We start from the raw sequence: 13,482 nt of genomic DNA on the forward strand, positions 1-13,482 counted from the left end.
TCGCCCTGATTTGAACTGAGCGCGGCGGCGGCGCCATCATTGCGCCGCCGTGTCGCTCGGTTTCAGGGCGCCGGGAAAGTAGCTGAGATGTGGCGGCTGGTTATAGGCGGTGTTCTGCCACGCCACGCCGGCCCGATAGACCGGATCCTGCATCAGCGTAACCAAACGATGCGTCGTCGGATACGGTGTGGTGTATATGCGGAGCTCGCGATTGTCGGCCGTTCGCCACACCACTTCCTCGCGCCAATCGCCGAGGATGTCGGCCTGAAGGGCAGGGGTGGCCTTGGTGCCGTTGTTCGATGCAACGTCGTCGGGATGCAGCAATGTGATGGAAGTGCCGGTCTTCCAGTCCCATTTGCTGATCGTCGTGCCGTCGAGCAATTCTTGCAGGAAATCGCCGTCCCAATAGATGGCGAAATTGGTCTGACGCGGCGCCGGGCCGATTACCTTGCCATGGACGTCGAACAGGTCGCGGCTGTTGGATCCCCAGAATTCGTCGCCGACATAGCGCGGGTCGATATCCGCGGCGACGCCGCGGCCGGTGTCGCTCTCGGCCGGCTTCGTCCACAGGATCTCGCCGGTGCGCGCGTCGAGCAGGCCCGAGCCGAGCCCGCCATTCGCCTTCACTTCCTCGAACACGCCCCATTTCTCGAGGCCTGGCCGCAGCGGGTCGAGGTCGCCGACATGCATCGTGTCGCCGTGAAAGAGCGGGTCGCTCCATAACCCCTTGCCATTGTCGTCGACCGCCATCGATCCGTAGATCACCTCGTCGCGGCCGTCGCCATCGACATCGGCGATGCTGAGCTGGTGATTGCCGCGATTGCCATAGTCGCCATTGCCGGGCGCCGCCGAATCGAACAGCCAACGCTCGGTCAGTTTCCCGCCGCGATAATCCCAGGCGGCAATCGCCGTGCGGGCGTAATAGCCGCGCCCAAAGATCATGCTGGGATGGCGCCCGTCGAGATACGCGGTGCCGGCAAGGAAGCGGTCGGCGCGGTTGGCATAGCCGTCGCCCCAAGTGTCGCGCAGCTGCTCGAAGGTCGGATTGCCATCGGGATAGCGGGGAGGGTCATAGGGCGCGGTGGCCAACGCCCGACCGGTCCGCCCGTCGAACACGGTAAGATATTCGGGACCCCTCAGGATGCGGCCCTTGAGCGGCGCCACCTTGGTTCCGTCCGCCAGGAGCTTGGCGCCGGTGCGGTCGGGCTGCGGCACTTCGCCGTCATGGCTGCGCCAATCGGCTTTGGCGTCGCCGATGACCCTGCCGGTGCCGTCGACCGTCCCATCGGCTGTTTTCATCGCCACTTCGGCGCGGCCGTCACCGTCGTAATCGAACACTTGGAATTGGGTGTAATGCGCGCCGGCGCGGATATTCCTGCCCAGATCGATGCGCCACAGCCTTTTGCCGTCCAGCGTATAGGCGTCGACGAATACGTCGCCGGTATAGCCGGCCTGGCTATTGTCATGGCTGTTGGTCGGGTCCCACTTCAGGATCAGCTCGTACCGGCCGTCGCCGTCGAGATCACCCGCCGATACGTCATTGGCGGTGTAGGTATAGGATTCTCCATCGGGCTCCGTTCCGCCCTGCGGCGGGGTCAGTGGGATCGACAAATAGCCCTTGGGGAGCATGATCGCCGGAGCGCTCGCCTTTTGCGGCGCGCGAGTACCTGCGACGCGCACCGTGTAATGCGCGGCTGCTGACCCGCGGGGATCGACGAATGAGGTGGTGTGGGAAATCGGTTTGCCGTTGATGCGACGCCCATCGCGATAGACGTCGAAGCCGACCGTACGTGCGTCGCTGTCCAGCAGGCGCCAACTGACCAGCCAGCCGCCGCCCTTGGCCGGGGAGGCGATCAGCCCGCGATCGAGTCGCTCGGCTTCACGCGGCGGCGCCGCACCGACGGCATTCGCCACGGCCAGCAGCCCGCCAAGCGCAGTCGTCGCGATCAGCAATTTTCCGAAGCCCCGCATGACATCCTCTCTCCACCTGCGTGATATTATCCTACTTAATAGGATTGCATTCCACGTTTTGGCAACATAGAGTGAAACGACTGCTCACAATGTGGACAGTTAAAAGCGAAAGCCGGATGACGGTAAAAGCCGCTTCACGAGAGGGGATGATGATGAAGGTGCGATTTTTCCCGGCAGAAATCACCATGGGGCGTGGCCGTCCGGCCGCTGCCGCTCGCACCACTGTCGACGCCGGATAATCATAAGCGCGAAAATTCGCACCGGCCCGGGAGGGCGCCGGAACAATGCGAAGCGCGGTACAGGAGAGAGACACCGATGACTGCAGATCGCCGGCGGATGGGGCGCCGTCTAACCACTACTTCCGTTCTCGCCTTGACGCTGGGCTGCGCTACCGCCGCGCCCGCGCTGGCCCAGACGGCACCTGCCACTCCGCCGCAGGCCGATCCCGCGCCAGCTCCTTCGTCCGTCGCCGGGACGGCGGCCGACCCGCAGACCGACAAGGCGCCAAAAAGCGAAGACCAGGCCAGTTCTCAGTCTGACGGCAACAAGGGCGAAATCCTCGTGGTCGGGACGCGCGCGTCGCTGCGGTCGGCGATCGCGCGCAAACGCAATGCGGGGACGGTCGTCGATTCGATCGTCGCCGACGATATCGCCAGCTTCCCCGACAAGAATGTCGGCGACTCGCTCGCGCGCGTGACTGGGGTGCAGCTCAGCCGCGATTTCGGCGAAGGGGTGCAGGTGTCGATCCGTGGCGTCGAGCCGGATCTCAACCGCGTCGAAGTCAATGGGATGAGCCAGGTGTCGGCGCTCGGCACGCGCGGCGGCGACTTTCGCGAACTGGCGGCCGAGCTGGTGAAGTCGATCGACGTCTATAAGGGCTATACAGTCGACCTGACCGAGGGCGGGATCGGCGGGACCGTCTCGATCGAGACCCGCAAGCCGCTGGAATTGACCAAGCCGCTCGGCAGTATCGTGCTGTCGGCGCAGCATCTCGATACGAGCCGGGATTGGCGGCCGCGCGGGACCTTCGTGATCGGAACGCCGCACCTGTTCACCGACCGGCTAGGCGTGCTGCTGAACGTCACTTATGACGACGTCACGACGCGCCAGGACTACGCCAGCAATACCAATTTCAAACGCTTGGCCGATTTCGACCATTCGGACCAGAAGACCGTCGCCGATCCGAACTACGCGAACTTCAACACCTATGCGAGTTGCGCGAACGTCGGCTCCACCGCGAAGGCCAGCTTCGCGACGCGCCGGGCGGCGTGCGAGACGCAGTTCTTCGATTGGGTGGCGACAGTGCCGCGCTATCGCAACCTGGTGCGGCGCGACAAGCGCCTGTCGGGCGATTTCACGGTCCAATACGAAGTCGCGCACAATCTCCGCTGGTATGCCGAAGCGCAGATCAACAACCGTGACCAGCGGTTGATGGACACTAATTATTCGCTCGATATCGGCCGCTACCAGCGTTTCCAGCTCGACCCTTCGCTGGGCACGAGCTCGACGCCGCAGGTCAAGGTCGGCACGTCGACGGTCGACGGCAACCATGTGGTCACCAGCTACACCACCGCCTTGAATTCGGTGAATATCGGCACCGCCGCGGCACCGGTCTATAGCGGGTCGAGCAACATCCTCGGCGTTCAGCGCCGCGACTTCCAATACAACCAGAAGTCGCAATATTTCACCTCCGGCTTCGACTGGGATGTCGGCCGGCTGAAGATCAAGGGCATGGGGTCGTACGCAAAGGCGACCACGATCGGCGAGACGAATCTCATCTCGCTGAGCACCGGCATCGCTGGTGCGTCAGTGGATACGCGCAACCCTCTGGGAATTCCGGTGCTGACCTACCCGAGCAGCGTCGATCCCGCCGATCCCAATATCTATGTCGACTATAACCGTGCCGGAAATGTGGGGCAGGCCGGTCCGGTCCTGCAATATCGCCCCTCTCAGTCGAGCAATACCGAGAAGCAGTTGAAGCTCGACGCCGATTGGCAGGTCGATTTCGGCCCGTTGAAGATGATCGAATTCGGCGGCCAGGTCCGCTGGCAGGACTATATTTCCTATACCGGCGGCGGTTCGCGCCTGATTTCGGCTCCGGGCGTCACGCCGCTCGTCTATCAGAGCAGCGCCAATGTCTCGTACACGACCAACGTCGTCGATGCGGCCACCGTGCCGCGGCGCGTGAATGGCACCACTTACTACATCACGCGTGCCGAATATGCCGGGCTGATCGATGCGCTCGGGACTGTGAGCGGCGGCGCGCCATTGTTCACTGGCCTGCAGGGCGCACCGAACACGATCCCGGGCCGCATATCCTACGCCAATTTCAATTCCGACATCCTCGGCAAATATTATGACCTGTCGGGCTTTGACCAGGATCTGGTGCTGAAGGCGAATGGTCTGCCGCAAATCCCGGCCTACCAGATCAGCGAGACGGTTGCCGCAGGGTATCTGAAGGCGGATTTCGCCACCCATGTGTTCGGCATGCGACTGACCGGCAATGGCGGCGTTCGCTATACCTTCACCAGGGACAACGGTATCGGCACCAATATCAGCCGCGTCACTCGCTTCAACTCGACCGGGGGCACCGAGACGGTGGTGCTGGCCGCGCAACAGGCAACGCTGAAGAACAGCTACGCGGACGTGCTGCCGGCGTTCAATGCTGCGCTGGAGTTCACCCCCAATCTGGTGCTGCGCGCCAACTGGGCAAAGAACCTGGCCCGTCCCAAGCCGACTGACCTCGTGCCGAATATCAATTGTCTCGACGATGCTACCGTCGCTGCTGCCGATGATGTCTGCACCGCGGGCAATCCGGACCTGAAGCCGTATCGCGCGGATCAATGGGAACTCAATCTCGCCTGGTATCCGAACAAGGATACCCTGGTCAGCCTTGGCTATTACAAGAAATACGAATCGAGCTTCGTCGTTCCGAACGTGACGCGGAGCGGAGTGGACCTGTTCCACGACGGTATCACCTATACCGTCCGCCAGCCGATAAACGGGTTCGGCGCGCTGCTCGACGGTATCGAGGCGAGTGCGCAAACGGTCTTCAGCTTCCTGCCGAAGCCGTTCGACGGCTTTGGCGCATCCGGGAACCTGACCTATGCCCGGGCGATCCGCACCAACCTGACCAATTCGGCCACCGGCGCTCCGCTGAAGGAATATCCCGGCCTGTCGACCTGGACCTGGAACGCCAGCGTCTTCTACGACAAGGGGTTCCTCAACGTCCGGATGAACTACAATTACCGGTCGGATTGGCTGGTGACGATCGCCGACTCCAACAACGGCAACCTCCCGATCTATCGCAAGGCCGAGGGGTATCTGGACGGCAAGATCACCCTACGTTTCCCCAAATGGCATTTCAGCGTGTTCGCCGAGATGCAGAACATCAACAAGGAATATTCGAAGTCCTATGTGAAGGGCATCGGCACCTCGGAAGTCTATTATCCCGGGCAGCGCTTCTTCGTCGGCGTGCAGGCCAAATTCTGACGCGGAAGGGCTACAATTTCCTCCCCTCGACCGGCTGCCCAGCGGGCCGCCGGTCGCTCTTTTGCGAGCGGGATCGGACCACGCACGCAAGAATTCGCTGCGCGGCCGAAGCACGACATGCAACTTCCTAAAAGACCGAGCGAAACTGCGTTGACGCGCCGGACTCTGAGTCTCGGCCTCGTCGCGGGTGCATTGCTGCCGTTTCCGGCACACGCCTCGCACCTGTTCGACGTCAGCGCGTTCGGCGCGAAAGGCGACGGCCGTGCCATCGACAGCGGCGCATTCAACGCAGCGATCGTCGCGGCCGCGCGTGCCGGCGGCGGCATCGTGCTGGTACCGTCCGGTCGCTATCTTTGCTTTTCGATCCAACTGAAAAGCCGCGTCACTATCCAGCTGGCGAAGGGCGCCGTGATAGAAGCGGCCGATCCGGCACGGCACGCCGGAAAATATGACCTGCCGGAGGATGCCGACCAACTCTACCAGGATTTCGGGCACAGCCATTGGCGCAACAGCCTGATCTGGGGAGAGGATGTCGATAACGCGGCGATCGTCGGCCCCGGCCTGATTCACGGCCTGGGACTGACGCGCGACGGACCCGGTGCGCGATGGAAGGCGCAGACGGGGGAGCGCCCTTTGTCGATGCAGGGTATGACCGGCACGCAGATCGCCGCTCTGGAACCTGAAGCGATCACGATGCGCGGAAAGGGCAACAAGGCGATCGCGCTCCGCAACGGGCGCAACATCCGTCTGGCCGGATTCTCGATGCTGAAATGCGGGCATTTCGCGATCCTCGCGACGGGTACGCGCGACCTGACGATCCAGAACCTGACGATCGACACCGAGCGCGACGGCATCGACCTGGACTGCGTACAGGATGCGCTGGTCGAGAATTGCCACGTCAATACGCCCAATGACGACGCGATTGTGGTCAAGGCCAGCTACGCGCTCGGCCGGGCGATTGCGGCCGAGCGCGTGACGATCCGAGGTTGCGCGGTGTCGGGGTACGATCTGGGTACGATGCTCGATAGGACTTGCCGCAAGACCCAGCAATTGGCGCCCGACCGCGACCGCGTCACCGGCCGGATCAAGCTGGGGACCGAGAGCAACGGCGGCTATCGCGATATCCTGATCGAGGATTGCAGCTTCACCCATTGCCGCGGTCTCGCGCTGGAGACGGTCGATGGCGGGGTGATGGAACATGTCGTCGCGCGCCGCCTGAAGATGCTCGACGTAACCACCGCACCGATCTTTCTGCGGCTGGGCGATCGCCGGCGCGGGCCGCCCGGAACGGGTATCGGCGCCATGCGCGATGTCATGATCAGCGACGTCGACGCGGCGGGTATCGACCACCGATATCCGGCAGCGATTGCGGGGCTCGCCGGCCATCCGATCGAGAACGTGAGGCTCCAGAATATCAGCCTGACCTATGACGGCGGAGGCACCGAGGCCGACGCCGTGCGCCATCCCGACGAGCATCCCGGCGCGTATCCCGAACCAAGCATGTTCGGTCCTTTGCCTGCCTGGGGGCTATGGGTGCGGCATGCGCGCGGGCTGGCGATAGACGGTCTCCAACTCGCCGTCTCCGCGCGCGATGCGCGGCCGCCGATCCTGCTGGACGATGCTCCGAATACAGCCATTTCCAGGGCGCCGCTTTGGCGCGGCTGAGATTGACCCGCGAGGCAATGTGGTATACCAGATGTTGAACATATATGCCACATAATGGGTTTTTTGGGGGAGGGGCAGTGTCGATCTCGGCGTTCAAGATGCAGCTGAAGCCCGGTATGATCGACGAATATCGTCGTCGCCATGAGGAGATATGGCCGGAACTATCGGCGCTGCTGACCGCGGCCGGCATCTACGATTATTCGATCTTTCTCGATGAGGATGCGCTCGCGCTGTTCGCCGTGCTGAAGCTGCGCGACGATAATGATCGCGACGCGCTGCCAGACCATCCGCTCATGAAGAAGTGGTGGGATTATATGGCGCCGCTGATGGAAGTCGAAGCCGACAACCGGCCGAAGGAATGGTCGCTTCCGCTGATCTTTCACCATGCGTAGGATCGTCCGGCTATCGATCGGTCTGGGCGTACTGGCTGGGTTCCTTCTGGCGAGCGCCGCGCCGGCGCAGACAGCACGCCCGACCGAGAACCTGGCCGCGCCGGCGAAGACGTTCGGTCGCGTGTCCTATGATGCGCGGTCGCTGATGATCGACGGCAAGCGCAAGGTCATCTGGTCGAGCGAGTTCCACCCGTTTCGCCTGCCCAGTCCGGACCTGTGGCGCGACATCCTGCAGAAGATGAAGGCGAGCGGGTTCAACACCGTCGCGCTCTATTTCGACTGGGGCTATCATACCGCAAAGCAAGGGCAATACGACTTTACCGGCATCCGCGACATCGATCGCGTGCTGACCATGGCGGAAGAGGAAGGGCTCTACGTCATCGCTCGTCCGGGGCCGTATGTGAATGCCGAATTGTCGCGCGGTGGCTTTCCCGGCTGGCTGGTCAATCAGAAGGCGCATGCGCGGACCGACGACCCCGCTTATCTCGCGGCGGTCGACGAGTGGATGAGCAGGATCGACGCGATCGTCGCGCGGCACCAGATCAACGGCGACGGTACGGGACATCGCGGCACCGTCATCCTCTATCAGATCGAGAACGAGCTGCCGCTGACCACGTCCGCGCAGCGGCGCTACATGGATCATCTCTATGCCAAGGTGCGCGCCGATGGCGTCACCATCCCGCTGTTCCACAACGACCAGGGGCGCAACGGCTATTGGGTGCCTGAGAGCTCGCCCGTCGCCAACGTGGTGAAAGGGCCGAACGACCTCTACGCGTTCGACGGATATCCCGGCGGCACCTGCACTGCGACCGGAAAGGTCACGCATGGATCGGCCGCGCCGGATTGGGGCTTTTACGGTCCCGGTGGCGCTAGGGGCGGGGCCTCGGCTTCGCCCGACACTCCCGCCTTCCTCGCCGAATTCGGCGGCGGCTGGTTCGATTATTGGGGCTCGAACGGCGGCTATGAGTGCAACGCGATCCAGCGTGGCAAGCGGTTCCAGCGTGTCTTCTACGGCACCAATCTCGCCAACGGCATCGACATCCAGAGCTTCTACATGGGCTATGGCGGGACGAGCTGGGGCTGGTTGCCGGCGCCGGTGGTCTTCACCAGCTACGATTACGGAGCGGCGATCTCCGAGGCGCGCGAGCTGCGCGAAAAGGCTGGGGAACTGAAGCAACTCGGCGGCCTGATCGCCGCTGTGCCCGATCTTGCCGGCATGGTCCCGGCCGGGCCGGCGGTCGCCTCTTCTCCCAATATCCAGGTCTACCACGACAAGAGCCCGGACAGCGGCGCGCGCTTTCTGCTGGTCACGCATCGGCCGTCGAATGGCCAGAGCGACGATCGCTTCACGATCACTGCCGACCTACCAGATGGGCGCTACACCTTCCCGCAGTCCGCGCCGATGCGGCTCCACGGCTTTGATGCGAAATGGCTGCTCGCAGGGGTCGATCTGGGCGCGCAACGCCTGGTCTATTCGACGTCCGAGTTGCAGTCGTCGGTAACGATAGACGGTGGAGATCTGATCTTGCTCTATGGCCGCCATGGCGAGGACGGGGAAACCGTCCTGCGCTATGCGTCGGCGCCCAAAGTCGAGGTGTTGCAGGGTCAGGCGGCGAGCGTGTTCGACGCCGCGAAGGGCGACCTTCGGCTGAACTACGCGCATGACGGCCGGACGGTAGTCCGCGTGACCGGGGGCGGGCGTCCTGCGCTCGTGCTGTTGCTCACCGACGAAGCCGAGGGCGTACGATACTGGCAGCGGGATACGGCCGAGGGCCCGGTGCTGGTCCGTGGCCCCGCGCTCGTTCGGCGCGTCGATGCAAGTCGCGGCACGTTGATGCTGATCGGCGATACCAAGGCCGAGACCCCGCTCGAGCTCTGGGCGCCGGCGGCGATCAAACAAGTGCGCTGGAATGGTGCGACCATTGCGCTGACATCCGGTGCGGTCGGCAGCCGCCTCGCCACGCGACCGCTGGCCGGACCCGCCGATTTCGCGCTTCCCGCGCTGACCGACTGGCGGATGGCGGCGGGTTCGCCCGAGGCCGATCCCGCATTCGACGACAGCAAGTGGCAAGCGGTCGACAATCGCCAGTCGGCAACGATCACCGCCAAGCCCGACGGTCAGCAGACCCTGGTTATGGACGCCTATGGCTTTCACGACGGCGATGTCTGGTATCGCGGCCGTTTCACCGGATCCGCTGAAGCTCGGCAGATCGCGTTGTTCTACGGCGCCGGCGGCGCGGGTATGGTGCAACTGTTCCTCGACGGGAAGCTGATTGGCCAGGACGAATTGCCCAGCGGTTTGCCGCGGCCGATCACCACCGGACTGGCGCGTTTCACGCTGCCCGAGGCGGCGCGGACACCGGGCGAACACGTGTTGGCTGTCATGGTGCGCAACAACGGCCATAATTGGGACCTCGGCGCGGACGAATTCCACAAAGAGGCGCGCGGTTTGGTCTCGGTTTCGATCGAGTCTCCCGCTGGGCGCAGCTTCGCGGTTCCGATCGCCTGGAAGATTCAGGGAAAAGCGGGCGGCGAAACGCTGCCGGATCCGGCGCGCGGCCCCGCCAACAATGGCGGCCAATATGGCGAGCGGATGGGCTGGCACCTTCCCGCCTTCGACGACACCAAATGGGCAGCGGCGAAGGTTCCAGCGGCGACGCCGCCGGCTGGCACGACCTGGTATCGCACGCGCTTCGATGTCGCGGTGCCGAAAGGGCAGGACGCCACGATCGCGCTGGCGTTCGGCGATACCGACGTGCCGCGGTCGATGGCGCGCTATCGCGTGCTGCTCTTCGTCAACGGTTGGAACATGGGACAATTCATCGCCCATGTCGGACCGCAGCGCGTATTCCCTATCCCCGAGGGTATCCTGAACCACCGGGGCGCCAATACGATCGCGCTGGCGGTCACCTCGGACGGCGCGCCCGGGGATGCGCTAGAGGCGGTCAAGCTGGTGACGCTGCGCAATGTCGCCGGCGGGGTGCCGGTGCGGCTGGTGCCCGCGCCCGCGCGTCCCGCCGAGCTCAATCCGGTCGCCGCGCAATGATCGGCGACCAACATGTCAAGTCGCGCGGCCGGGCTCTGCTGCCCGCGCGCCAAACCCGCAGGAGAAATTGATTGGCTGCCGTTACCCATGACGTCCCGCACGGCGACGTCACCACAGCGATCGACAAGCTGATCGACAATTTGCTCAACATCAAGGACGAGACGGGCGAGTTCCTGCTCCGCCTCGAGGATGGTCGGGTCATCGACACCAAGGGCTGGGCCGGTTGGGAATGGACCCACGGCGTCGGACTGTTCGGCCTGTGGCGGCTGTTCGAGCAGACCGGCGACAAGAAGGCGCTGGCGGTCATCAAACAATGGTTCGACGATCGCTTTGCCGAAGGTACGCCGACCAAGAACATCAACACGATGGCCCCGTTCCTGACGCTGGCCTATCTCTACGAATATGAAGCTGATCCGCGTTACCTCTCCTATCTCGACACCTGGGCCGAATGGCTGATGGCGCCGGACGGCCTGCCCAAGACCGAGGAGGGCGCATTCCAGCACCTCGTCTATAATGACGATAATCCGGGCGAGTTGTGGGACGACACGTTGATGATGTCGGTCCTGCCCCTGGCCAAGATCGGGCTGCTGCTCGATCGTCCTCAATATGTCGAGGAGGCCAAGCGCCAATTCCTGGTCCACATCAAATATCTATACGACAAGACCACCGGACTGTGGTTCCACGGCTGGAATTTCAACGGGCGGCATAATTTCGCGGAGGCGCTGTGGGCGCGGGGCAATTGCTGGGTGACGATCGCGATTCCCGAGATCATCGAAATCCTCGATCTGCCGCCGGGCGATGCCTTCCGCATCTTCCTGGTCGATACGCTGGCGGCACAGGTCAAGACATTGGCCGAGACGCAGGATGCCGATACCGGCCTGTGGCACACGCTGATCGTCGATCCGACCAGCTATCTGGAGGCGTCCGCCACCGCGGGCTTCGCCTACGGCATTCTGAAAGGAGTGCGGAAAGGCTATCTGCCGCGCCATTACGAGGCGGTCGGGATCAAGGCGGTGAAGGGGGTCCTCGCGAATATCGATGCGGCGGGCGAACTGAAGCAAGTCTCTTTCGGCACCGCCATGGGTGACACGCAGCAATTCTACAAGGACATCGCGCTTACCTCGATGCCGTATGGACAAAGCCTGGCGGTGATCGCGCTGGGCGAATTCCTGCGGACGTACATCTGATGGCGACCATGTCGCACTGCCGGTGCAGCGGCAGCATCGCCAACCGCCGCGCGGTCACGTCCATGGCACTCGGGGGGCGATAGGATGGCAGGCGCTCCAATCGCGGAGAGCCCCGCCGCGCCGATGCGGCCGGTGCGCTGGTACAATTTGCTCTTCTACGGGTCGAACGACATCCTGGGCGCGGGCTCGATGGCCGTCATCAGCACCTGGATCCTGATCTTCTACACCAGCTTCTGCGGCCTGTCGGCGGCGGAGGCGACGATCATTTTCGGCGTGGCGCGGGTGCTCGACGCATTTACCAGCCCGCTGATCGGCCATCTGTCGGATAATCTCGGCCGCACCTGGCTGGGCAGGACATTCGGCAGGCGGCGGTTCTTCATCCTCGCCGCCATTCCGCTCCTGCCGTCGTTCGCGATCATGTGGGTCGCGGGGCAGGGCTTCTGGTATTACCTCGTCACCTATGTGTTGTTCGAGATGGTCTATGCGATGGAGATCATCCCTTACGAGACTCTCGCCAGCGAGATGGCGACCGATTATCGCATCAAGGCCAAGTTCGCCGGCGCGCGCATCCTGTTGGGGCAATGTTCCGCGATCGCCGCCGCGTTTCTCCCCGGCCAGCTGATCGGTTATCTCGGCCCCGGCTCGCCGCAAACCTTTCTGTACATGGGCATCATCTTCTCAGTGCTGTTCATGGCAGCTGCGGCGCTGCTCTACGCCTTCAGCTGGGAGCGCCAGCGGCCGCCCGGGATCGAGGAAGCGGAAGCGGCGGCGCGGCCGTCGCTGGGTGCTGCGTTTACCGCGCTTTATCGCAACCTGTTCTCGACGCTGCGCATCAGGGCATTCCGGTTGCATCTCGGCATGTATCTCGGCGGCTATATCAGCCAGGACATCTACAACGCGGCCTTCACCTATTTCGTGATCTTCGCTTTGGCCGGGTCGACCACGATCGTCGCCAACCTGGTCGGCGTGACCTATGTCGTCCAGCTGATCGCGGTGGTGCTGGCGATCAACTTCGCGCTGCGCATGTCGCCGTCGGCCGCCTACCGGCTTGCCGCAGCCAGCTTCGCGATCGGCGTCGTCATCTTTCTGGCCATGTATTGGGCCGGATATACCGCGACCTCGGCGCTGTTCTGGTTGCCGGTGGTGTTCGTCGGCCTGGGCCGGGGGGCGCTCAATTATATTCCCTGGGCGACGTACAATTACATGGCCGATGTCGATGAAATCGTGACGGGCCGACGCCGCGAGGGCGCGTTCGCGGGCGTCATGACGTTCGTGCGAAAAATGAGCCAGGCGCTGGCCGTGATCCTGGTCGGCCAAGTGATGGAGGCGTCGGGTTTCGTACCCAAGGCCGCGACGCAGAGTCCGCAGACAATCGTCGCGATCGCCGCGGTCCTGGGCATAGGGACACTCGTCGTGCTGGCATTCGGCGTGTTGGTCGCCGCGCGTTTTCGCCTGGATCCGCATACCCATGCCATCCTGCTCGAAGAGATCGAACATTTCCGCGGTGGCGCGCGCAGTCCGACTGATGCGCTTCATGCGAAGGTGGTGGAGGATCTGTCGGGTTGGTCCTATGATCGGCTGTGGGGCAACAATCGGGTGGCGGGGCCATAGTCAAAACGCGCGTCTCCGCGGCAAATGCGCTCCACGCGACCGGTCGTTACCATCTCGTTTCCGTAGCTCACGAGGTTTCTTATTTCCAAGTTGCCGTCACCCAGGGTGCTGATCTCGG

Annotated in this window: 7 protein-coding genes; 6 read left to right on the forward strand and 1 reads right to left on the reverse strand. The window is 63.4% G+C overall.

Features of this window, described 5'->3' with window-relative positions; all coding sequences use genetic code 11:
- Positions 1 to 36: 36 nt before the first annotated feature.
- Positions 37 to 1,971 (reverse strand): rhamnogalacturonan lyase, encoded by a 1,935-nt coding sequence (locus tag SPR01S_RS04815; protein ID WP_169803378.1) that lies wholly within the window; start codon positions 1,969 to 1,971, stop codon positions 37 to 39.
- A 315-nt stretch (positions 1,972 to 2,286) separates the two neighbouring features.
- Here SPR01S_RS04815 and SPR01S_RS04820 point away from each other — a divergent pair, with 315 nt between their 5' ends.
- From SPR01S_RS04820 to SPR01S_RS04845, 6 genes are all read left to right on the forward strand, one after another.
- Positions 2,287 to 5,463, forward strand: coding sequence for a TonB-dependent receptor (locus tag SPR01S_RS04820; protein ID WP_245661870.1), 3,177 nt, complete (start codon positions 2,287 to 2,289; stop codon positions 5,461 to 5,463).
- A 150-nt stretch (positions 5,464 to 5,613) separates the two neighbouring features.
- Positions 5,614 to 7,128 carry a rhamnogalacturonidase gene (locus tag SPR01S_RS04825; protein ID WP_066585666.1) on the forward strand — a complete coding sequence of 505 codons (1,515 nt, stop codon included), beginning with the start codon at positions 5,614 to 5,616 and terminating at the stop codon, positions 7,126 to 7,128.
- A 77-nt stretch (positions 7,129 to 7,205) separates the two neighbouring features.
- Positions 7,206 to 7,520 (forward strand): L-rhamnose mutarotase, encoded by a 315-nt coding sequence (locus tag SPR01S_RS04830; protein WP_066585669.1) that lies wholly within the window; start codon positions 7,206 to 7,208, stop codon positions 7,518 to 7,520.
- Positions 7,513 to 10,566 (forward strand): beta-galactosidase, encoded by a 3,054-nt coding sequence (locus SPR01S_RS04835; protein WP_066585671.1) that lies wholly within the window; start codon positions 7,513 to 7,515, stop codon positions 10,564 to 10,566. The genes SPR01S_RS04830 and SPR01S_RS04835 overlap by 8 nt, the downstream gene beginning before the upstream one ends.
- A gap of 71 nt (positions 10,567 to 10,637) precedes the next feature.
- Entirely contained in the window at positions 10,638 to 11,753 is a 1,116-nt protein-coding gene (bglB, locus tag SPR01S_RS04840; protein ID WP_066585673.1) for a beta-galactosidase BglB, read from the forward strand.
- A gap of 84 nt (positions 11,754 to 11,837) precedes the next feature.
- Positions 11,838 to 13,364, forward strand: a complete 1,527-nt coding sequence (locus tag SPR01S_RS04845) for an MFS transporter (protein ID WP_157081951.1) — start codon at positions 11,838 to 11,840, stop codon at positions 13,362 to 13,364.
- The last annotated feature ends 118 nt before the right edge of the window (positions 13,365 to 13,482 follow it).

The organism is Sphingomonas pruni NBRC 15498 (assembly GCF_001598455.1).
Lineage (GTDB): Bacteria > Pseudomonadota > Alphaproteobacteria > Sphingomonadales > Sphingomonadaceae > Sphingomonas > Sphingomonas pruni.

Bases quoted from the DNA above. Each gene is read 5' to 3' on its own strand.
- SPR01S_RS04815 (WP_169803378.1), bottom strand. From the start codon at position 1,971: ATGCGGGGCTTCGGAAAATTGCTGATCGCGACGACTGCGCTTGGCGGG.
- SPR01S_RS04820 (WP_245661870.1), top strand. From the start codon at position 2,287: ATGACTGCAGATCGCCGGCGGATGGGGCGCCGTCTAACCACTACTTCC.
- SPR01S_RS04835 (WP_066585671.1), top strand. From the start codon at position 7,513: ATGCGTAGGATCGTCCGGCTATCGATCGGTCTGGGCGTACTGGCTGGG.
- SPR01S_RS04845 (WP_157081951.1), top strand. From the start codon at position 11,838: ATGGCAGGCGCTCCAATCGCGGAGAGCCCCGCCGCGCCGATGCGGCCG.